The organism is Ramlibacter sp. AN1133, from assembly GCF_037890035.1.
In the GTDB taxonomy this organism is placed as follows: Bacteria; Pseudomonadota; Gammaproteobacteria; order Burkholderiales; family Burkholderiaceae_C; genus Ramlibacter.
Genome location: NZ_JBBKTQ010000001.1, coordinates 247,217 through 266,876, shown reverse-complemented (window position 1 = coordinate 266,876; position 19,660 = coordinate 247,217). Strand labels below are relative to the sequence as shown.

Genomic DNA, 19,660 nt, shown 5'->3' with positions numbered 1-19,660 from the left:
GCCTGCCAACGAGCCGTGCATGCCAGTGAGGCCGACACCGGCAAGCGCGTGCAGAAGTTCCGGCGGCGCCGATCACGCCAGCAGCGCCTTCCATTCGGGCCCAGGCGGCGCGGCTATGCGCGGGCGGCCCGGCAGCTCCATCCATTCGCAATGCAGCCACAGCCGCGTGGCCCCCAGCCACTGCGCCACCGCGCGGTTGTGCGCGCCCTTGCCGTGCGTGGTGTCGCCGACCAGGGGATGCGCGATGTGCTTGAAGTGGCGGCGGATCTGGTGGCGGCGGCCGGTGACGGGCTCGGCGGCCACCAGCGCGTAGCGGCTGCTCGCATGGCGCGCATCGACCTGGAAGGGCCACTCGAAGCAGGCCAGGCGCTCGAAGCGCGTGACGGCGGGAATGCGCTCCTGGCCCTGTGAAGGAAGCTCGGGATCGCGGGCCAGCGGCTGGTCTATCATGCCGCGCTCGGGGGGCCAACCGCGCACCAGCGCGAGGTAGCGCTTGCGCACATGGCCGTCCTCGAACGCGCGACCGCCTTCCCGCGCCGCCTGCTGGCTGCGCGCGAGCACCAGCACGCCGCTGGTGCCCTTGTCCAGCCGGTGCAGCGGCCACAGCCACTCGCCGCGCGCATCGCGCAGCAGCTTCAGCGCGCTGCGTTCCTCCCCCGCGTCGAGTGCGCTGGGATGCACGAGCAGGCCGGCCGGCTTGTCGATGGCGACCAGCTCGGCGTCCTCGTAGACCACGAAAAGGGGTTGCATGTCCAGTGCCAGGTGCAAGCAATCGTAGGGGGATTCCCACAGGAACGGTGGATGAAGCTGTGGACAACCGGGTGCGCAAGTGCCCAGGCCCGCGCCAGTGCTGGCGCCCGACACAATGACCAATCCGAAGGCAGGATGAGGCCGGCGGGGCTGCGGCGGCGCAGCAACCGACGGCCGGGGCCCGGGCGCGGGAAGCTGCCTAAGCCGTTGCCGCGTATTCGAGTGCCAGCTCGCCGTCCGTCTCCGGATCGAGCAGGTCGTCCAGCAGCGGCAGCACCGCCATCGTTTCCTTCTGGATGTGCGAGACCTGGCGCTCGATCAGTTCCAGCGTCCCCAGGCGCAGGCGGTCCCAGGCTTCCTCGTCGACGACGCCCTGCGCGACCTCGCGCGCGAGCGGCAGGAGTTCCTCGGCCACCTCGCGGATCGCGTCGTGCTCCTCGCGCATCAGGGCCGCGATCGCGCCGTCGCCGGAGTCGTCCATGCGCGGGAACAGCTGCTGCTCCTCGAACTCGAAATGCCGGCCGATGTCCACCTCCATGCTGCGCGCGAACTCGCCCAGCAGCTTGCGCAGTTCCGGCGTGGCCTCCGGCGCGCCGGCAATGGCGCGCTCCATGCGCTCCAGCAGGTCGAGGTTCCTGCGGTGTTCCTCGTCGAGCATGCGCCCGGTTTGCGTCGTCATGTGCGGTCTCCTTCGCTGCGATGGCGAGAAATTAACCCGAGCAAGGCGCTGCGGCTTGCGCCAGCTCAAACGCCCGCCGCGCGCAGCTTGCGCAGCAGGTGAAGATGGAAAACCGAGAAGGCGACGGCGCCGGCCAGGCCGATCACGGCCCCCGCGCGCGCCAGCCATCCCGCATCCAGCACGATGGCCAGCGCGAGGACAGCGATGGCGGCGAGATGGCAGCGCAAGTGCACATGCAGGGCCTTGTCGTGCGTGAGCATGGAGGCGGTGGGCCCGCGCCGCTTGCCCGCCGCGGCATGCAGCGCGGCGAGGAAGGGCAGGATGCGCTGCAGGATGCCGAGCACGAAGGTGAGCAGCCACGCGAGCAGGGCCAGCCCGAAGGCGGGCTCGGCGTGCGGCAGGGCTAGCCCCGCCCACAGCACGCCGCCCAGCACCAGCGTGGCGAGCAGCGCGCCCCATGCGAGCTTCACCAGGACGAAGGAGCGCCCCAGTTCCTTGCGCATGCCGGTGGCGAGCGCCCGGCGCATCAGGTGCAGGTGCAGCAGCACGCCGGTGGCGCCGAGCGTCCAGGCGAGCGCGTGCAGGAGATCCGGCAGCACGCCGAACACCGCTGCGCCAGCGAGCAGCAGCGCCGCCACGATGCAGGCGCAGGAGGCGAGCTGGGTCGACTCGCGCGGTGGCCGCGACAGCGCGAACATCGGCACCAGCAGGTACGACAGGCCCAGGGCCAGCAGGCCCATGAAGCCGAAGGGGGCGAACAGCAGGTGCAGCGGCAAGGTGAGCTGGCGCCCCGGCACGTCCCACCCCAGCCAGCCGGCGGCCAGCAGCAGAGCGCTGGCGAGCAGCACGAACAGCGAGGCCAGCGCGGACCACGCATGGGCGCACACGCCCGGCATGCCGCGCGCGCCGCGCAGGTGCTTCGCCGCGAGCGTCGCCCAGGTCGCCAGGGCCGCCGCCACGGCGACGCCGCCGAGCGCCAGCAGCGCCGGCAGCGCCAGCCCCATGCCGAGCGCGAGCAGTGCGACGCCGGGCGTGTAGAGGCCCCAGATCCATGCGAGCGCCCGCGCGCCGACGGGCGACTGCCGCGTGGCCACCGGCAGCAGTTGCGCCGCGGCGCCGAGCGCCGTCATGCCCAGCACGCCCAGCGTGAAGAGATGCAGTGCGGCGAGCGGCCAGCCGAGCCCGCCGCGGAAGGCGAGCCAGTCGCCCGGCGCGACGGCCAGCACGAGCCAGCCGAGCACGTGGTAGGCGACGGCCGAACCGAAGAAGCGCAGGGGCACCGAGGCGGGCAGCAGGCGCCCGCTCGCGCCACCGAGGAAGGCGCTGGCCACGGTCACGCGATCGCCCTCAGGCGCAGGCGCACCTCGCCGGCCGGTGCCGCGATGCGCTCGGCCTCCCAGCCGATCTCCGCGAGTTCGGGGTACAGCAGCATCGGGTCGCGGTCGTGGTGCACGATCAGCTCCTCGCCGGCGGCCAGGGTGTGCACGCGGCGCAGGATCGCCACGAGCGGCTGCGGCGGCGGCAGGCCGCGCACGTCGATGTGCGCGCCGCCGTCCTCCGTCCACTCGCGGGCTTCGGTCATGGCCAGCCTTGCCGCGCGGCGCTCATGCGGCCATGCGGGGTGTATCCGCGTGCAGGACGACGGTGGTGCCGCGGCGCAGCGCGCGCAGCGTCCCCAGCATGGTCCGCGCGGGGGTCAGCGCCAGCACGCCCTCCTGCGCGCTCAGGGCGAGCGCGAAGCGGTGCGGCAGCACGCGCGCGCTGCCTGCGCTCCAGGTCCGCGGCTCGGTCCAGCAGGCCGGCGCCCACGGTTCGCAGGGCGTTTCGGGCAAGGGAGGCAGTCCCGCGACGTCGGCCTGCCACGTGATCCAGCGCGTGCTGCCGTGGCCATTCGCCTGGCCCGGATGGGCCCGCGCCGCGTCGAGGGCGAACTGCACCTCGTGCGCCGTGTCCTCGCCCTCGAGCGGCAGCCCGGCGCGCAGCGGGACCGGCACCGCGCCGGCCCACACCGCGCCGAGGAACGCGATGACGTGGTCCAGGCCATGGTCCCCGCGCAGCATCACCAGCTCGCCGGGTTCGACGCCGCGCACGCGCCAGGCGCTGGCCGTGCGCGCCACGGCCCGGCGCAGCTCGCCGTAGGAGACGCTGCGCCGCCCGCACACGAGCGCGGGCCGCTGCGGGGCGCCGCGGGCGAGCAGCAGCGCAGCGGCGTTGATGCGGTCGTCGTCCATCATGCCGCCAGCTCGCGCAGCAGCCGCCCGGCCAGCACGCCGGCGACCTCGCGCCGGTATTGCGGCGGCGTCACGGTGCTGCGCATCGGCTGCACCTGCTTGAGCACCAGCTGGCGCAGTTTCCTGGTGCTGGCCTCGTCGACGGCGCTGCCTTCGAGCGCGGCGGTGCCTGCTATCAGCAGCGGCAGCGAATTGGTGCCCGAGAGCGCCGCGCGCAGGCTGGCGATGCGCCCGTCGTGCAGGCGCAGGGCGACGGCCGCAGCGGCCAGCGGGAAGTCCATTCCCCCGCGCACGCGGGACTTGGCGAAGCCGATGCGCTCGCCCGGAGTCCTCGTCGGGATGCGCACGCGCACCAGCAGTTCCCCCGGGCGCAGCGCGAGGTGCGCGGCGCCGTCGTCGCGATAGATCTGCGCCAGCGGCACGGTGCGCGAGCCGCTCGCGCTTTCGAGCTGCACCTCGGCGCCGGCGACCAGCAGCACCGGGGCGATGTCGCTGCAGAAAGCCGCGTGGCAGCGCTCGCCTTGCGGCGCGACATGGCAGCGCGTGCCGTTGCGCTTGAGGCAGTAGCCGTTGGTGGCGCGCCACCACTCGCTCTGGTTGTAGAACACGCAGCGCGTGTCCTGGCACAGGTTGCCGCCCAGCGTGGCGCTCGCGCGATGCGTGTTCGCGGCCACCGCGCGTGCCGCTTCGGCGAGGGCGGGCAGGGTGCAGGCCACCAGCACGTCGGATGCCAGGGTGGCGAGCGTCACGCCGGCGCCGATGGCGAGGCTGCCATCGGCGGCCTGCTCCAGCCCCCGCAGTTCGCGCAGGCGGGAGAGGTCGACCAGGGATGCAGGCTGCTCCAGCCCGCGCCGCAGGTTCGGGACGAGGTCGGTGCCGCCGGCCAGCAGGCGCGCGCCGCTGGCGGCGCCCAGCGCCACGGCCTCGGCCAGGCTGTCGGGCCGGTGCAGGGTGAAGTCGGCCAGGGCACGCATCACGCCATCTCCTTCTCGCGCTTCAAGGCCGCGAGCTTGCGTTCCCGCTGGCGCGCGCGCAGGGCGTCGAGCACGCGGTCGGGGGTGAGGGGGATCGCGTCCAGCCGCAGCCCCAGCGCATCGGCGATCGCGTTGGCGATGGCCGGCGGGCAGCCGTGCAGGGCGCCCTCGCTGCCTTCCTTGGCGCCGAAGGGTCCCAGCGGGTCGTTGCTCTCGATCAGGGCCACCTCGATCGGCGGGGTCTCGGTGATGGTGGGCAGGCGGTAGTCCACCAGGTTGGATCGCAGCGGCAGGCCCTCGTGGTACTCGGTCTCCTCCTGCAGCCCCTCGCCCATGCCCATGATCACGGCGCCCTGGATCTGGCCTTCCAGCGCCAGCGGGTTGAGCGCCTTGCCGCAGTCCTGCGCGACCCAGATCTTCTCGACCTGCACGCTGCCCGTGTCCTCGTCGACGCGCACCTGCACCACCTGCGCCGCGTAGCTGAAGCCGGCGGTGGAGCCGACCGCCGCGCCGCGGAACTTGCCGCCCTGCGTCTCGGGCGGGGTGGACCAGGCGCCTTTCACGGTGATCGTGCCGCTTTCGGCCAGTGCCGCCTGCACGCAATCGGCGAAGCCCAGGCCCTGGTCCGTGCCGGGCACGACGCAGCGCTCGCCCAGCCACTCGACCTGCTCCGGCGCGACGTTGAGCCGCTTGGCCGCCGCTTCCACCAGCAGGCGCTTGAGCGCCTCGGCCGCACGCAGCGTGGCGTTGCCGACCATGAAGGACACCCGCGACGAATAGGAACCGTTGTCCTTCGGCGTCAGCATGCTGTCGGCGCTGATCACGCGGATGCGGTTCATCGGCAGCAGCAGCACCTCCGCCGCCACCTGCGCCATCAGCGTGCTGGAGCCCTGGCCGATGTCGGAGGCGCCCGTCAGCAGCGTGATGCTGCCGTCGAAATCGAGCTTGAGGTTCACCACCGCATGCGGCTCGCCCGTCCAGTGCACCGGCTTGGCCGAGCCGCTCACGTAGTGCGAGCAGGCCAGCCCCAGGCCGACGCCCTTGGGCAGCTTGCCGCGGCGCTCGTGCCAGCCCGAGGCGCGCTCCACGGCGTCCAGGCACTGCGGCAGGCCGTACGAATTGACCTGCAGGTCGTTGAGCGTGCGGTAGGGCGCCTCGATCAGGTTGGCCCGGCGCAGCGCGAACGGGTCGAGCCCGAGCTGCGCGGCCGCTTCGTCGAGCAGCGCCTCGATGGCGAAGCGCACGCTCACCGCGCCGTGGCCGCGCATCGCGCCGCAGGGCGGCAGGTTGGTGTACACGCGGTAGCCGCGATAGCGCACCGCGCCCACCTTGTACAGCGCGTGCAGCAGCGCGCCGGCGTAGAGGATCGTGACGAGTCCGTAGCCGCCGTAGGCGCCGCCGCGCTGCACCACCTCGGCCTGCAGCGCCGTGATCTCGCCCCGGGCCGTGAGGCCGATCTTCAGGTCGATCGCGCTGTGCGGCCGCCCGCGGTGCGTGAGGAACACTTCCTCGCGCGAGAGCTCCAGCTTCACGGTGCCGCCCGCCGCCCGGGCCAGCGCCGCCGTCACCATCTCGAAGTTGAGCGGTTCCACGCGGTGGCCGAAGCCGCCGCCGACATAGGGCTTGACGACGCGCACCTGCGATTCGTCCAGGCCGAGCGTCTGCGCCAGCATCAGGTGCAGGTAGTACGGGACCTGCGTCACGGAATGCACGGTCAGGCGCTGCTGCACCGGATCCCATTGCGCGATGGTCGCATTCAGCTCGATCTGGCCGTGGTACACCTCGGCCGATTCGAAGCGCTTCTGCACGACGAGGTGCGCGCCGGCGAAGCCCGCATCGACGTCGCCGAAATCCTGTTCGACCACGCGTTCGAGGTTGCCCGGCTTCTTCTCGTGCAGCTGCACCGCGTCGGGCGCACGCGCCGCTTCGGCGGTGAAATAGGCCGGCAGCTCCTCGTAGTCCACCTTCACGGCGGCGAGCGCCGCGAAGGCGCTGGCCTCGTCCTCCGCGGCCACGGCGAACACCGGCTCGCCGCGGTAGCGCACCCGCTCGCGCGCGAGCGGCCATTCGTTCTGCGTGATCGGGATCACGCCGTAGGCGGCGCTGAAATCCTCGCCCGTGACCACGGCGCGCACGCCGGGCAGCGCGAGCGCGGCGCTGGCGTCGATGGACCGGATGCGCGCATGCGCCACCGGGCTGCGGCCGATCGCGCCGACGAGGGTCGGGCCCACCGGCAGGTCGGCGGTGTAGCGCGCCGAGCCGGTGACCTTCTCCACGCCGTCGATCAGCGGCGTGCGCACGCCGATGGAATGCGTGGGCGGCGCGGCCGGCCGCGCGGGGGCGTGGGCGTCCTTCATGGCGTGACCTCCGCCGCGGCGGCCTGCACCGCCTCGATGATCTTGGTGTAGCCGGTGCAGCGGCAGAGATTGCCGGCGAGCGCCTCCTTGATCTCCTGCTCGCTCGGATTCGGCACCCGCCGCAGCAGCCCTTCGGCCGCCATCACCATGCCCGGCGTGCAGATGCCGCACTGGGTGCCGAGCTTCTCGTGGAAGGCCTGCTGCAGCCGGCTCATCTCGCCGCCGCGCACCTGGCCCTCGATGGTCTCGATCGCCTGGCCTTCGACCGTCGCCGCCAGCGTGATGCAGGCCAGCCGCGGCTGGCCGTCGACCAGCACCGTGCAGGCGCCGCACTCGCCGCCGTCGCAGCCCTGCTTGCTGCCGGTCAGGTTCAGCGTGTCGCGCAGCACGTCCAGCAGTAGCGCGCTCTGGGCGGCGGCGAACTCGCGCACGCGCCCGTTCACCTTCAGTTTCAGCAATCGCATCGGCATTTCAGGCTTCCTTCTTGCGCAGGTCGCGCACGCGCACGGCCTTGCCCTGGGAGCGCGCGACGCTGCCCGGGTCCACGATGGTCACGGCGCTGCTGATCCCGCATTGCACCTTCACGGCGTGCGAGAGCTCGCGCGCCAGCGCGGTGTACGTCGAGCGGTCCACGCCGGGCTGGGCCTCGACCTCGACGCGCACCTCGTCCAGCACGCCTTCGCGCGTCACCACCAGCTGGTAGTGCGGCGCGAGCTGCGGCCGGCCGACGATCACCGCCTCCACCTGCGAGGGATAGACGTTGACGCCGCGGATGATCAGCATGTCGTCGTTGCGCCCGGTGATGCGCAGGATGCGCAGGTGGGTGCGGCCGCAGTCGCAGGGCGCCGTGGTCACGCGCGTGATGTCGCGCGTGCGGTAGCGGATCATCGGCAGCGCCTGCTTGGTCAGCGTGGTGATCACCAGTTCGCCGGCATGGCCCTCGGGCACCGGCGCACCGGTCTCGGGGTCGATCACCTCGAACAGGAAGTGGTCCTCCCAGCCGTGCAGGCCGTCGCGGACTTCGCATTCGCAGGCCACGCCCGGGCCCATGATTTCCGACAGGCCGTACACGTCCACCGCCTTCAGGCCCAGGCGGGCCTCGATCTCGCGCCGCATGGCGCCGCTCCAGGGTTCGGCGCCGAACATGCCGATGCGCAGCTTGCCCATGCGCAGGTCGATGCCCTGGTGTTCCGCGGCCTCGGCGATGGCGAGCGCGTACGAGGGGGTGGAGCACAGCACCGTGGCGCCGAAGTCCTGCATCAGCGTGACCTGGCGCTCGGTGGCGCCGCCCGAGACGGGCACCACCACGGCGCCCAGCCGCTCGGCGCCGTAGTGCGCGCCCAGGCCGCCGGTGAACAGGCCGTAGCCATAGGCGTTGTGCACGACGTCGCCCGCGCGCGCGCCGGCGGCGAAGTAGGAGCGCGCCATCAGGTCGGCCCACTGGTCCAGGTCCTGCGCCGTGTAGCCGACGACGGTGGACTTGCCCGTCGTGCCGGAGGACGCGTGCAGGCGCGCCAGTTCGTCGAGGGGGCGGGCGAACAGGCCGAAGGGATAGTTGTCGCGCAGGTCCGACTTGAGCGTGAAGGGCAGCAGCGCGACGTCCTCGATCGAGCGCAGGTCCCCGCCGCGCACGCCGGCCGCCTCCATCCGCCGGCGGATCGGCGGCACGTTGGCGTACACGTTCTCGACCGTGTCGCGCAGGCGGCGCAGCTGCAGGGTGCGCAGCTGCTCGCGCGGCATGGTCTCCAGTTCGGGATGCAGGTGGCGCGCGGGCGCACTGGTCTGGAAAGGGCGGACAACGGCGGCCATGGTCACTCCTTGACGGGGGCGGTGCGTGGCACGCCGCGCACGGGCATGCGCGGCAGCGAGAAACCGTGCTGGTAACCCGTGCGGGTCACCAGCGTGAACTTGAAGGACCAGCCCGCGGCGGTGGCCAGCAGGCCGGCGAGCGCGAGCAGGCTGGTCTCCAGCGCGGGCATCGAGGCGGTCGCCGAGGCGAGCGCCAGCGCGGCGAGCGGCGCGGCCGTGCCGGCCCAGTGCATGACGGGCGCATTGCCGTCGATCGCGCGCAGGGCGGGCAGGGCCGCGTCGGGGCCGAGCCGCACGCGCCAGAACCGCCACAACACGGCGCGGGCGAGCAGCAGCACGGCGAAGGGCACGGCCAGCACGAGCGGCGGATGCGCCCAGGCGCCCAGCAGCCAGAACAGCCCCAGGCCCTCGGTGAGGCCGGTCGCGACCAGCAGCGGCACGGTCAGCGGATGCCGCCAGGTGGGGATGCCGCGCGCGGCGCCGAGCAGGCGGGCCTGGCAGTAGAGGAATGCTGCCGCGGCAAGCGCAATGGCCCAGGCCGGCGAAGGCAGCCCGAGGACGAGGCCGGCACCGAGCAGGAACAGCACGATCGCGGCCAGCGACTCGCGCGACATCCACGAGGTGCGCAGGTGCACGATCACGTTGGGTGCGCGCAGCGGCCGGCCGATCTCCAGCCAGACGAAGAACAGGCCGAGGCCGACGAGGCCCATGCCGGCCAGCGCCAGCGGCGCCAGCAGCGGCGCGGGCGCGCACAGCGCCGCGAAGAAGGCGAGCCCCGCGCCGGCGCCGCCGCAGACGAAGTTGCCCGCGGCACGCCAGTCCCAGTGCGGCTGGGCCCGCTGCAGGTGGCGGGAGTTCATGGCTTCTTGTCCCAGAGGTAGTAGAAGCCCGGGCCGGTGCCCAGCTCCTCGTTGATGCGGAAGTGCTGGTTGCGCGCGAGCAGCTGCGACACGTTGCTCGTCGGATCCTCGATGTCGCCGAAGGCGAGCGCCTCCGCGATGCAGGCGTTCACGCAGGCGGGCGTTGCTTCCGGATCCACGCCGGGCACCAGCCCCCTGGCCGTGCCGGCGTCGATGCGTTCCACGCAGAAGGTGCACTTGGTGGCCACGTCGCGCATCGAGGCATCCTCGCGCAGTTCCTCGTTGTCGGTGGGCTTGCTGCCATAGGCGAACGCGCCGCGGGGCGACTTGAAGCGGGCCTGGTACGGGCAGGCGACGGTGCAGTACGCGCAACCGATGCACAGGTCGTAATCGATGGTGACGATGCCGTCGGCGCGCTTGCGCGTCGCGGTGGTGGGGCAGACCTCGGCGCAGGGCGGCTCGTCGCAGTGCTGGCAGCCCATGGGGATGAAGGCGCGCTGCACGTCGGGGTACTCGCCCACCTCGACGTCCAGCACCCGGCGCCACTGCACGTCGGGCGGGGTGGCGTTGGCGTGCTTGCAGGAGGCGGTGCAGGTCTGGCACCCGACGCAGCGCCGCAGGTCCGCGACCATGGCCCAGCGTGTCATGCTGCCTCCGTCGTCGGGCGCAGGGCCACCCGCACCACGTCGGCCCCGGAGCCGGTGGCGTCGGTGAGTTCCATGCTCATGCTGGTGAGCGAGTTCATGCTCGGCACGCCGAAGTCCTTCGCGTGCGGCGTGGCCCAGTGGCCGAACTGCCCGATGGCCAGCAGCGTGTCGGGCCGGATGCCCTGGCGCAGCACGGCGCGGCCGGTGATGCGCCGCTGCGGGGTGGCGATCTCCACCATGTCGCCGTCGGCGATGCCCAGTTCGCCGGCCGTGCGCGTGTTCATGATCACGCCGCGGTGGCCGGCGATGTTGTCGGCCACCTCCTTGATCATCTGCATGCCGACGTTGCCGCCCCAGGCGTACTGCATGCTGCGCGCCGTCAGCAGCCAGAACGGGTACGTCTCGGGCGTGCCGCCGTCCTTGCGCAGCGCCGTCACCCAGGGCGCGCCGAAGTCCTTGCAGGCCGGCAGTGCCTGGTACTCCTTGAGCTGCTCGTCCCACCAGTCCATGCCGTTCTCGTGCAGGCGCCGCCCGAGCTCCACGCCGACGCGCGCGAGCCGCTCCTGGTAGGGCAGCTCGAAGCGCAGGCCGCGTTCCACCATGGTGGGATAGAGGTACCAGTCGCTGCGGGGGAAGGGCCGGGTCGCGAGGCCCTTTTCCTTCCACCAGTCGAGGCCGTGGTTCTCGGCACCGTCGGTGAGTTCGGCGCTCGCCGCGCGGCAGACCGCGTCCCACACCTCTTCGCAGGCGGGGGGCTTGTCGGTGGGCAGCGAGAAGTCGCCGTGCGCATTCTTCAGGGGCACGCCCGCGGCGCCCTTGTTGATGGAGGCGACGTACTTCGCGGTGAGGCCGGTGCGCCGGGCCAGCTCGGTGGCGATCTCGGTGAAGTCGCGCGCCTCGCCCTGCGGCTGGACGGCGGGCTGGCGCAGCGCGAAGCCCTGGTGGTCCCAGAACTGCTCGATGAACTTGGTGCCGCCGATGCGGATCAGCTGCAGGCTCTCGAGGTCCACGGCGTCCGGCAGCAGGATGTCGGCGAAGTGGTTGGTCTCGTCGTGGGTGTAGGCGAAGGCCACCACGAAGGGGAAGCGCGCGACCTTCTCGGCCAGCGCCTCGGTGTCCCAGAACGAGATGACGGGGTTGGTGCGGTAGAAGAACCAGACGTCCGGCAGCGTCACGCGCGGCAGCCCGGTCGGCGTGGCGTCGAGGAACATCCACGAGAAGTGCGTGGGCCCCAGCGCCTGGCTCCAGGGCCCGTCGCTCGCCAGCGGCACCATGGTGCGGTAGGCGTTGCGGATGTTCGGCTTGGCGGACCAGTGTTCCTTGTCGGTCGGGTTCAGGCCGAAGTGCATGAAGCCGTCGGGCCCCGCCTTGGCGCTTTCGAGCCGCTGCGCCATCGGGCGCGCGATCCGGACGGTGGTGCCGATGGTGCCGCCCGGCACCTCCAGCGCGCCGACCAGCGTGGCGAGCACGGTGCGGGCCCAGCAGCACTCGAAGCCGCCCCAGCCGTTGTTCACCGTCTTGCCCAGCGTCACCGCCACCGGCCGGTAGGGCATGGTCTTGCCGTCGATCTCGATCGTCTCGCCGATGCAGGCGTGCTCGAGGTACTCGGTGGCGATCTGGCGGATCGTCGCGGCCGGCACGTCGCACACCTTGGCTGCCCACTCGGGCGTGTAGCTGCGCATGTGGCCGACCATGCGCGTGAAGGAGGTCTCGCCGCGCAGCAGGCCCTCGGCCAGCACGTCGCCGTCGGCGCCGATCTCGACCGCGTCCACTTCGTGGCTGCCTTCCAGCGCCTCGCGGATGCCGGGCGTGTCGTGCGGCACGGCGGTGCGGCTGCCTTCGTCCCACACCAGCGGCTTGCGGCTGGCGCGGTCGCGCAGGAAGGTGCCGTTCGGGCCGACGAGGTAAGGCGAGTTGGTGCGGCGCGCGAGGTAGTCGACGTCCAGCAGGTGCCGTCCCGACTCGTGCAGCATCACGTGGATCAGCGCGAACAGGAAGGCGGCGTCGCTCTTGGGCCGGATGGGAACCCACTGCGCGGAGCAGGCGCCCGTGACGGACAGGTGCGGCTCCACCTGCACGCGCTTCATGCCGCGCACCCGGGCGCGCGAATGGCGCCAGATGCCTGCCACGCCGCTGGAGGCCTCCATGTTGGTGCCGCAGGAGATCAGGTAGTTGCACAGCGGCGTGTCGGGCGACACGATGAAGGCGCGGTGCCAGAACTCGCCGTACAGGTGCTCCGAGTGGTAGCACTTGACGCCCTGGCCGGAGCCGAAGCCCATGTCCACCGGGCCCCACGCCGCGAGGAAGGCGGGGAAGGTGCCCATGTACGACTGCGGCGTGCCGCCGCCGCCGAAGCTCGCGGCCACCCGCGGATAGCCGGACTCGTCGGTGAGGCCTTCCGCGCGGACCGCGTTGAGCTTGTCCGCGATGGTCGACAGCGCCTCTTCCCAGGAGATGGGCACGAAGCCCGGATCCTCCTTGCGGCCCTTGCGCGGGTTGGTCCGCTTCATGGGCGTAAGCACGCGGTTCGGGTTGTACGTCTTCTGGATCAGGCCGTAGGCCTTGACGCACACCTTGCCGCCGCCGGGATGGACCGCCGCCGCGCAGAAGTTCGGCTCCACCTCCGTGGCGACGCCGCCCTGCACCTTCACGGTGAGCAGGTCCGGTCCGGCCACGCACTGGTAGCAGTACGTGGGCACCTTGCGGGTGGCGGCTTGGGCGGTCATGGTGCTGCCCTCAGGCGAGTCCGGCCTTCTTCGCCTTCTCGGCCAGCCGCTGTTCCGTCGCGGCCTTGTCGACCACGAAGCGGTTGTGCACCGCGCGGCAGATCGTGTCGATGCCGTCGCTGCCGGTGACGGTGAAGGTCACGGCGCGCTTGTTGACGGCGGTGATCTCCACTTCCAGCGTGACGGGCATGCCCATGAGCGAGGCGGCGAGGTGGTCGATCTCGACGCGCGTGCCCACCGAGTCCTCGGCGGGGTCGAGGTGCTGCAGCAGCAGGTTGCGGCAGGCGACCTCGATGTCGCGCACCAGCATGGGCGTGGCGTAGACACGGGCCTTCTCGCCCATGAAGTCGATGGTGCGGTCGCGCGTGACTTCGAGCTTGGCGGTGGATTTCACGCCGGGTTGCAGGGTGGCTTTCATGGGGTTTTCCTTGTTTCAGGCGGATCCGAGGTAGGCGCGCTGCACCTGGCGGTCGTGCAGCAGGTCGCGGGCGCTGCCTTCCAGCACGATGCGGCCCGTCTCCATGACGTAGCCGCGGTGGGCGACGCCCAGCGCGGCGCGGGCGTTCTGGTCGACGAGCAGGATGGTGGTGCCCACTTTCCCGAGCGCGGAGATGCGGGCGAAGATCTCTGCGACCAGCCGCGGCGCGAGGCCCATGCCGGGCTCGTCGAGCAGCAGCAGGCGCGGGCGCGCCATCAGCGCGCGTCCGATGGCCAGCATCTGCTGCTGGCCGCCGGAGAGGTTGCCGGCGAGCTCGCGGAACTTGTCGCGCAGCACCGGGAACAGGTCGAGGATCGGCTCGAGGTGGTCGGCGCTGCCGCGCGCGAAGGCACCCAGGCGCAGGTTGTCTTCCACCGTCATCGGCGCGAACACCTGCCGGCCCTCGGGCACCTGGATGATGCCGGCCTGCACGCGCTGGCGCGCATGGAGCTTGAGCAGGTCCTGCCCTTCGAATTCGATGCTGCCGCCGCTGGCGGGCTGTACGCCGGAGATGGTGCGCAGCAGCGTGGTCTTGCCGGCGCCGTTGGCGCCGACGATCGCGACCAGCTCGCCCGCCTTCACGTGCAGGCTCACGTCGGCCAGCGCGGGGATGCGGCCGTAGCGGCTGCCGAGCGCCTTGACTTCAAGCATCCGCTGCCTCCGCTGCGTCTTCTTCCGCTGTGTCGGCCTTGCCCAGGTAGGCCTCGATCACGCCGGCATGCGCCGACACTTCCTGCGGCGTGCCCTCGGCCAGCTTGCGGCCGTGGTCCAGCACGACGACGTGGTCGGACACCTCCATCACCAGCGCCATGTTGTGTTCGACCAGCACGATGGTGGTGCCGCCCTCGGCCAGCCGCTGGATCAGCGTGTCGATCTCGCGCGCCTCGGTGGCGTTGAGGCCGGCCGCCGGTTCGTCCAGCAGCAGCAGGCGGGGCTGCGCCGCCAGCGCGCGCGCGATCTCCAGGCGCTTGAGCGCGCCGTAGGGCATGGCGTCGGCCCGCGTGTCGTCCTGCCCGCACAGGCCGACCAGCCGCAGCAGCTCGCGGGCGGCCTGGCGCGATTCGACCTCGGCGCGCTGCAGGGCCGGCGTGCGCAGCAGGGCGGCGGCGAGCGAATGGCGTTCGCGCAGGTGGCGCCCGGTCATGACGTTCTCCAGCGCCGTCATGTTGAAGAACACCTGCAGGTTCTGGAAGGTGCGGCCGATGCCGGCGGCGGCGAAGCGGTGGGCCGGCTGGCCGGCGAGCTCCTGGCCTTCGAGCGTGATGCTGCCGGTGTCGGGCCGGTAGATGCCGCTCAGCATGTTGATCAGGCTGGTCTTGCCGGCGCCGTTGGGGCCGATGATCGAATGCACGGCGCCGCGCGCGATGCGCAGGTCGAGGTCGGTGATCGCCTTGACGCCACCGAAGGACTTGTTGAGGCCCTGGACCTTGAGCAGGGTCATTGCGGCCTCCCGCCCCACCAGCGCGCCATCGTGGGCACCAGGCCCTGCGGGAACAGCACCATGGTGGCGACCAGCACCGCGCCGAAGACCATCATCTCGTAGTCCTTCAGCACGGTGAGGAGTTGCGGCAGCAGCGTCATCACCGCGGCTCCGACGACGGCGCCGAACACCGAGGCCATGCCGCCGAAGACGACCATGATCACCAGTTCGACCGAATGCAGGAAGGACGCCTTGGCCGGCGTGATGAAGCCGGCGTAGTGCGCCGTCAGCGCCCCGGCCAGCGCGGCGAGCACGGCGGACAGCGTGAACACCTGCAGCTTGAAGCGCGTGCAATCGATGCCGAGCGTCTGCGCCGCGACTTCGGAGCCGTGCAGGGCCCGCAGCGCGCGGCCGTTGGGCGAATCGATCAGGTTCAGCGCCAGCCAGACGGTGCCCACCAGCAGCGCGCCGGTGATCCAGTACCAGGCGTGTTCGCCCTGCACCGCGAAGCCGAACAGCACCAGCGGCGGCACCTGCATGCCGTCGGGGCCGCCGGTCCACTTGTCCTCGGTGGTGATCGCGATGGAGATGATCACGCCCAGCCCCAGCGTGGCCATGGCCAGCGGGTGACCCTTCAGGCGCAGGGTGGGCCGCCCCAGCACGTAGGCGAGCGCGCCGACCGCCGCGCAGGCGCCGGGCAGCGACAGCCAGACCGGCACGCCGTAGCGCGAGGCCAGGATCGCGCTCGCATAGCCGCCCAGCGCGAAGAAGCCGGCATGCCCGAGGCTGATCTGGCCCGCGTAGCCGATCAGGAGGTTCAGCCCGACGCACACCACCGCATTGATCGCGACCTGGATCGCGATCTCGTACGAGTAGTTGTTGGGCAGCACCAGGGGCGCGAGCACCACCAGCGCGGCCAGCAGCAGCGTGCCGCCGCTGCGCGGGCGGGCGAACCAGGCGCGCGAGGGCGCCGCCGGCTCAGACACGGTCGCTGCTGCGGGCACCAAGGAAGCCTCCCGGGAAGAAGAACAGGACGGCCAGGATCACCACGAAGGCGATCGCGTCCTTGTACGCGGACGAGACGAAGCCGGCGCCGAGCCCCTCGAGCAAACCAAGCACGAGGCCACCCAGCACGGCGCCGGGAAAACTGCCCAGGCCGCCCAGCATGGCGGCCGCGAAACCCTTGAGGCCCAGCATGATGCCGGCGTCGTAGGAGGTGAAGGCGATCGGCGCGATCAGCACGCCGCCCAGCGCGCCCAGCAGCGCGGCGAGGCCGAAGCTGGCGAACAGCACGGCGCGGGTGTTGATGCCCACCAGTTGCGCCGCCAGCCGGTTGAAGGACGTGGCCAGCATCGCCTTGCCCGCCAGCGTGCGGCCGTAGAAGAAGCGCAGGGCCAGCACCGCCACCGCCGCGCCGCCCAGCACCCACAGGCTCTGCGGCAGCAGCGTGGCGCCGCCGAACGCGATCGGCTCCTCGCCGGAGAAGGCCGGCAGCCGGAACACGCCCTTGCCCCACACCAGCTGGGCGAGGCCGCGCAGGAACAGCGACACGCCGATCGTGATGATGATCAGCGTGACGGTGCCGGCGTGGCGCGCGGGCGCGATGGCGATGCGTTCGACGACCAGGCCGACGACGATCGCCACGGCGACCGCCAGCAGGATGGCGACCGGCAGCGAGAGGCCGGCCGCGACGAAGGTGACGGCGCTCATGCCGCCCACCATCACGAACTCGCCTTGGGCGAAGTTGATCGCGCCGCTGGCGTTGAACACGATGGTGAAGCCCAGCGCGACGAGCGCGTAGATCGCGCCGGCGGTCAGCCCGCTGGCGATGAACTGGAGCCAGGCTCCCGTCATGGCGGTTCCGTTCGCGGCCGGTGTGTCAGCTTACCTGGCCAGCGACCACTTGCCGTCCTTCACCTCCAGCATGCGGAAGGCGGTGAGGTCCAGGCCCATGTGGTCGTTCGCGTTCATGTTGACGACACCGCCGGTGCCCACGTAGCCGCGGGTGGCTTCCAGCGCGTCGCGCACCTTGGCCTTGTCGGTGGAGCCCGCCGCCTTGATCGCGTTGACGGCGAGCATCAGCCCGTCGTAGGCGTGGCCGCCGAAGGTGGAGACTTCGCTCTTCCACTTCTGCTCGTAGTTCTTGCTGTAGTTGACCACCACGGGCTTTTGCGGATCGTTGGCGGCGAGCTGGTCCGCCACCAGCAGCGCGGCGGCCGGCAGGCGCACGCCTTCGGCGGCGGGGCCGGCAAGGCGGATGAACTCGCGCGAGGCGACGCCGTGCGACTGGTACAGCGGCAGCGCCAGGCCGACCTGGCGGTAGTTGCGGGTGACGATCGCGGGGCCTTGGCCGAAGCCGGCGTTGAGCACCGCCTGCGCGCTGCTGGCCTTGATCTTGGTGAGCTGCGCGGTCATGTCGGTATCGGTCGCGCCGTAGGTCTCGTCGGCCACGAACTCGACGCCGTACTTCGCGGCCACCTTCAGGCATTCGCCGCGCATCGACTTGTCGAAGCCGCCGCTGCCGGAGATCAGCGCCATCTTCGTGAGCTTGCGCCCCTTGGCGTCCTCGAAGATCTTCTCGCAGGCCATGCGGTCGGTGTGCGGCGTCTTGAACACCCACTTCTTCGTGGGTTCCACGATCGGCACCGCGCCGGCCAGCGAGATGAAGGGCGTGCCCGACTGCTCGACGAGCGGCACGGCCGCCATCGTGGTGCCGGTGGCCGTGCCGCCGACGATGATGTCCACCTTGTCCTGCTCGATCAGGCGCTTGGCGAAGGTGCGGGCCTTCTCGGCGTCGCCGGCGTCGTCGTAGGAGACGAGCTGCAGCTTGCGGCCGAGCACGCCGCCTTCGGTGTTGATGCGCTCGACGTACATCTCCAGGGTCTTCAGCTCGGGGTCGCCGAGGAAGGCGGCGGGGCCGGTCACGGAGAGGAAGGCGCCGATGCGGATCGCCTCCTGTGCCTGCGCGCCGCCGACCAGGCCGCCGAGCGCCAGCGCCGCGGCGGGAAGCCGCCACGCCGCGGCCTTCAGGGAAGAGGAAAAGCCCATGGTTTGTCTCCTGTGTGTACACCCGGCTCGTGTGATGGCAGGGGTTCGGGGCATTGTGGTAGCCTGATGCCGGAATTCATTGATCTGCCACAACCTTGACTCGCGCATCGCCCCCACGCTTACCCTCGGTCCGCCGCGCCCGGCCGGCGATTCCGCCGACCTCCGGCGCCGTCACCGTCCGCCCGGTGCGGCGCAGCGACCTCGACCAGGTGATCGCGCTGGATGCGCAGGAGACGGGGCTGGAAAAGCGCGACTACTGGGAGCGCGTCTACAAGCGCTACGGGCGCACGGTGCGCGGCGAGCAGAGCTGGTTCCTGGTGTCGGTCACGGGCAGCCAGATCGTCGGCTTCGTGATCGGCGAGGTGCGCGACTGGGAATTCGGCCAGCCGCCGTGCGGCTGGCTGTTCGCGATCAACATTTCGCAGGGGGCGCGGCTGGCGGGCATCGGTTCGCGCCTGATGGGCACCTTCTGCGAGGCGTTGCGTGCGGCAGGCGTGCGCAAGCTGCGCACGCTGCTGTCGCGGGACAACACGCTGGTGCTGTCGTTCTTCCGCAGCCAGGGCATGATGGCCGCGCCGATCATCCCGCTGGAGATGGATCTTCCGGCCACGACGGCGAAGGCACGCGCATGAAGCTGCAGGTCAATACGCTGCTGGCGCTGTACAGCGTCATGGAATTCGCCGCCGATCCCGAGCGGCACATCCCGGCCTCGGAGATCGCCGACAAGTACGGCGTCTCGGCGCATCACCTGGCGAAGGTGCTGGCCGAACTGGCGCGTGCGGGCGTCGTCGCCTCTGTGCGCGGCGTCGGTGGCGGTTATCGCTTCACGGCCAACGTGCGGCGGCTGACGATGATGGACATCATCCAGCTGTTCGAGGACTTCTCGCCCGCCTCGCACCACCACACCGAGCCCGCCACGCCGGTGGACCGCGCCATCGGCCAGGTGCTGACGGAGATCGACCAGATCACGCGCGCGACCTTCAGCTCGATCACGATCGCGACGATGTTGCGGTTGGTGGAGCGGCAGAGGCAGTAGAGCGTTGGCGCAGATGGTTTTGTCGTTCCCGTGCAGGGATGGAGAGGGCAAGCTGTCGTGGGCGAAGCCGGGCGAAGCCGTCATCCCCGCGCAGGCGGGGACCCAGAGGGGGCGCGGGTAGTGCCCTCTCCCGTCTTCCGGGTGCGTCGCGCCGGCCAGCGCACGGCGCGGGCCCGCGAAGGTGTCGGTCCGGCGGCTTCGCGCGCCCGGACTTCCCCGGAAAATCGAGCCTGCCGGCACCGCGGCATAACTCACTCCGCGTTTGCCGCTCGCGGCAAACGCTGCGTTCGGACAAATGCCGCGAGTCAGAGACGTACGCACGGCTCGCATCGCTGTCGCTGCGTAGCCGTGCTGTGCCGGCAGGCCCGATTTTCCGGGCGCCACCAACGCGGGCCCGCGCCGTGCGCCGGCCGTCGCGACGATGGGCAGCGTCTTCTTTGGCACGACGATCACCGTCCGGTGGCCGGCCGTCCGGCGCTTCACGCCCTCTTGGTTCCCGCCTGCGCGAGAGCGACGGGGACGAGCGGAGGTCCCCTGCACGGCCCAACGTCGCGGCAGGTGGTGTGCGGTGCGGGACCGCGTTGGGGCTGCCCGAAAAATCGGGCCCGCCGCCGCAGGAGGCTACACAGCGTCAGCGATGTGAGC

Annotated in this window: 20 protein-coding genes; 2 read left to right on the top strand and 18 right to left on the bottom strand. The window is 71.5% G+C overall.

Annotated features, from left to right (window positions below; translation table 11 throughout):
• Window positions 1–72: 72 nt before the first annotated feature.
• From WG923_RS01225 to WG923_RS01140, 18 genes are all read right to left on the bottom strand, one after another.
• Window positions 73–750 carry a pseudouridine synthase gene (locus WG923_RS01225; RefSeq protein ID WP_340349087.1) on the bottom strand — a complete coding sequence of 226 codons (678 nt, stop codon included), beginning with the start codon at window positions 748–750 and terminating at the stop codon, window positions 73–75.
• A 199-nt stretch (window positions 751–949) separates the two neighbouring features.
• The gene (locus WG923_RS01220; protein ID WP_340349086.1) at window positions 950–1,429 is read right to left on the bottom strand and encodes a hemerythrin domain-containing protein; all 480 of its coding nucleotides are present in this window, start codon (window positions 1,427–1,429) and stop codon (window positions 950–952) included.
• Between the two features lie 65 nt (window positions 1,430–1,494).
• Window positions 1,495–2,766 (bottom strand): hypothetical protein, encoded by a 1,272-nt coding sequence (locus WG923_RS01215; RefSeq protein ID WP_340349085.1) that lies wholly within the window; start codon window positions 2,764–2,766, stop codon window positions 1,495–1,497.
• Window positions 2,763–3,011, bottom strand: coding sequence for a DUF2249 domain-containing protein (locus tag WG923_RS01210; RefSeq protein WP_340349084.1), 249 nt, complete (start codon window positions 3,009–3,011; stop codon window positions 2,763–2,765). The genes WG923_RS01215 and WG923_RS01210 overlap by 4 nt, the downstream gene beginning before the upstream one ends.
• 22 nt (window positions 3,012–3,033) lie before the next feature.
• Window positions 3,034–3,663, bottom strand: a complete 630-nt coding sequence (locus WG923_RS01205; RefSeq protein WP_340349083.1) for an AMP-binding protein — start codon at window positions 3,661–3,663, stop codon at window positions 3,034–3,036.
• Entirely contained in the window at window positions 3,660–4,634 is a 975-nt protein-coding gene (gene hcrB / locus WG923_RS01200; RefSeq protein ID WP_340349082.1) for a 4-hydroxybenzoyl-CoA reductase subunit beta, read from the bottom strand. Before hcrB ends, WG923_RS01205 begins: the two co-directional genes overlap by 4 nt.
• Window positions 4,634–6,991 (bottom strand): 4-hydroxybenzoyl-CoA reductase subunit alpha, encoded by a 2,358-nt coding sequence (gene hcrA / locus WG923_RS01195; protein ID WP_340349081.1) that lies wholly within the window; start codon window positions 6,989–6,991, stop codon window positions 4,634–4,636. Before hcrA ends, hcrB begins: the two co-directional genes overlap by 1 nt.
• Complete coding sequence (locus WG923_RS01190; RefSeq protein ID WP_340349080.1) at window positions 6,988–7,461, bottom strand: (2Fe-2S)-binding protein; 474 nt, start codon at window positions 7,459–7,461, stop codon at window positions 6,988–6,990. Before WG923_RS01190 ends, hcrA begins: the two co-directional genes overlap by 4 nt.
• Window position 7,462: 1 nt before the next feature.
• A complete protein-coding gene (locus WG923_RS01185; protein WP_445322880.1) occupies window positions 7,463–8,800 on the bottom strand; it encodes a phenylacetate--CoA ligase family protein in 1,338 nt (445 codons plus the stop codon).
• A gap of 2 nt (window positions 8,801–8,802) precedes the next feature.
• Window positions 8,803–9,660, bottom strand: coding sequence for a hypothetical protein (locus tag WG923_RS01180; RefSeq protein ID WP_340349079.1), 858 nt, complete (start codon window positions 9,658–9,660; stop codon window positions 8,803–8,805).
• Entirely contained in the window at window positions 9,657–10,307 is a 651-nt protein-coding gene (locus WG923_RS01175) for a 4Fe-4S dicluster domain-containing protein (protein ID WP_340349078.1), read from the bottom strand. The genes WG923_RS01180 and WG923_RS01175 overlap by 4 nt, the downstream gene beginning before the upstream one ends.
• Window positions 10,304–13,033, bottom strand: a complete 2,730-nt coding sequence (locus WG923_RS01170) for a molybdopterin-dependent oxidoreductase (RefSeq protein ID WP_340349077.1) — start codon at window positions 13,031–13,033, stop codon at window positions 10,304–10,306. The genes WG923_RS01175 and WG923_RS01170 overlap by 4 nt, the downstream gene beginning before the upstream one ends.
• A 10-nt stretch (window positions 13,034–13,043) precedes the next feature.
• Window positions 13,044–13,451 carry a thioesterase family protein gene (locus WG923_RS01165; RefSeq protein ID WP_340349076.1) on the bottom strand — a complete coding sequence of 136 codons (408 nt, stop codon included), beginning with the start codon at window positions 13,449–13,451 and terminating at the stop codon, window positions 13,044–13,046.
• Window positions 13,452–13,466: 15 nt separating this feature from the next.
• A complete protein-coding gene (locus WG923_RS01160; protein WP_340349075.1) occupies window positions 13,467–14,162 on the bottom strand; it encodes an ABC transporter ATP-binding protein in 696 nt (231 codons plus the stop codon).
• Window positions 14,155–14,952, bottom strand: coding sequence for an ABC transporter ATP-binding protein (locus WG923_RS01155; protein ID WP_340349074.1), 798 nt, complete (start codon window positions 14,950–14,952; stop codon window positions 14,155–14,157). The genes WG923_RS01160 and WG923_RS01155 overlap by 8 nt, the downstream gene beginning before the upstream one ends.
• The gene (locus WG923_RS01150; RefSeq protein ID WP_340349073.1) at window positions 14,949–15,917 is read right to left on the bottom strand and encodes a branched-chain amino acid ABC transporter permease; all 969 of its coding nucleotides are present in this window, start codon (window positions 15,915–15,917) and stop codon (window positions 14,949–14,951) included. The genes WG923_RS01155 and WG923_RS01150 overlap by 4 nt, the downstream gene beginning before the upstream one ends.
• A complete protein-coding gene (locus WG923_RS01145) occupies window positions 15,910–16,785 on the bottom strand; it encodes a branched-chain amino acid ABC transporter permease (protein WP_340349072.1) in 876 nt (291 codons plus the stop codon). The genes WG923_RS01150 and WG923_RS01145 overlap by 8 nt, the downstream gene beginning before the upstream one ends.
• Before the next feature lie 30 nt (window positions 16,786–16,815).
• A complete protein-coding gene (locus WG923_RS01140) occupies window positions 16,816–17,979 on the bottom strand; it encodes an ABC transporter substrate-binding protein (protein ID WP_340349071.1) in 1,164 nt (387 codons plus the stop codon).
• 185 nt (window positions 17,980–18,164) lie between these two features.
• On the opposite strand from WG923_RS01140, the gene WG923_RS01135 reads away from it, so the two are divergent.
• Together WG923_RS01135 and WG923_RS01130 are read left to right on the top strand one after the other, a co-directional pair.
• A complete protein-coding gene (locus WG923_RS01135) occupies window positions 18,165–18,611 on the top strand; it encodes a GNAT family N-acetyltransferase (protein WP_340349070.1) in 447 nt (148 codons plus the stop codon).
• Complete coding sequence (locus WG923_RS01130; protein ID WP_340349069.1) at window positions 18,608–19,015, top strand: RrF2 family transcriptional regulator; 408 nt, start codon at window positions 18,608–18,610, stop codon at window positions 19,013–19,015. The genes WG923_RS01135 and WG923_RS01130 overlap by 4 nt, the downstream gene beginning before the upstream one ends.
• Window positions 19,016–19,660 lie beyond the last annotated feature (645 nt).

Coding starts and splice junctions, on each gene's coding strand:
- WG923_RS01225 (WP_340349087.1), bottom strand. CDS start 750: ATGCAACCCCTTTTCGTGGTCTACGAGGACGCCGAGCTGGTCGCCATC.
- WG923_RS01220 (WP_340349086.1), bottom strand. CDS start 1,429: ATGACGACGCAAACCGGGCGCATGCTCGACGAGGAACACCGCAGGAAC.
- WG923_RS01210 (WP_340349084.1), bottom strand. CDS start 3,011: ATGACCGAAGCCCGCGAGTGGACGGAGGACGGCGGCGCGCACATCGAC.
- WG923_RS01205 (WP_340349083.1), bottom strand. CDS start 3,663: ATGATGGACGACGACCGCATCAACGCCGCTGCGCTGCTGCTCGCCCGC.
- hcrB (WP_340349082.1), bottom strand. CDS start 4,634: ATGCGTGCCCTGGCCGACTTCACCCTGCACCGGCCCGACAGCCTGGCC.
- hcrA (WP_340349081.1), bottom strand. CDS start 6,991: ATGAAGGACGCCCACGCCCCCGCGCGGCCGGCCGCGCCGCCCACGCAT.
- WG923_RS01190 (WP_340349080.1), bottom strand. CDS start 7,461: ATGCCGATGCGATTGCTGAAACTGAAGGTGAACGGGCGCGTGCGCGAG.
- WG923_RS01185 (WP_445322880.1), bottom strand. CDS start 8,800: ATGGCCGCCGTTGTCCGCCCTTTCCAGACCAGTGCGCCCGCGCGCCAC.
- WG923_RS01180 (WP_340349079.1), bottom strand. CDS start 9,660: ATGAACTCCCGCCACCTGCAGCGGGCCCAGCCGCACTGGGACTGGCGT.
- WG923_RS01175 (WP_340349078.1), bottom strand. CDS start 10,307: ATGACACGCTGGGCCATGGTCGCGGACCTGCGGCGCTGCGTCGGGTGC.
- WG923_RS01170 (WP_340349077.1), bottom strand. CDS start 13,033: ATGACCGCCCAAGCCGCCACCCGCAAGGTGCCCACGTACTGCTACCAG.
- WG923_RS01165 (WP_340349076.1), bottom strand. CDS start 13,451: ATGAAAGCCACCCTGCAACCCGGCGTGAAATCCACCGCCAAGCTCGAA.
- WG923_RS01160 (WP_340349075.1), bottom strand. CDS start 14,162: ATGCTTGAAGTCAAGGCGCTCGGCAGCCGCTACGGCCGCATCCCCGCG.
- WG923_RS01155 (WP_340349074.1), bottom strand. CDS start 14,952: ATGACCCTGCTCAAGGTCCAGGGCCTCAACAAGTCCTTCGGTGGCGTC.
- WG923_RS01145 (WP_340349072.1), bottom strand. CDS start 16,785: ATGACGGGAGCCTGGCTCCAGTTCATCGCCAGCGGGCTGACCGCCGGC.
- WG923_RS01140 (WP_340349071.1), bottom strand. CDS start 17,979: ATGGGCTTTTCCTCTTCCCTGAAGGCCGCGGCGTGGCGGCTTCCCGCC.
- WG923_RS01130 (WP_340349069.1), top strand. CDS start 18,608: ATGAAGCTGCAGGTCAATACGCTGCTGGCGCTGTACAGCGTCATGGAA.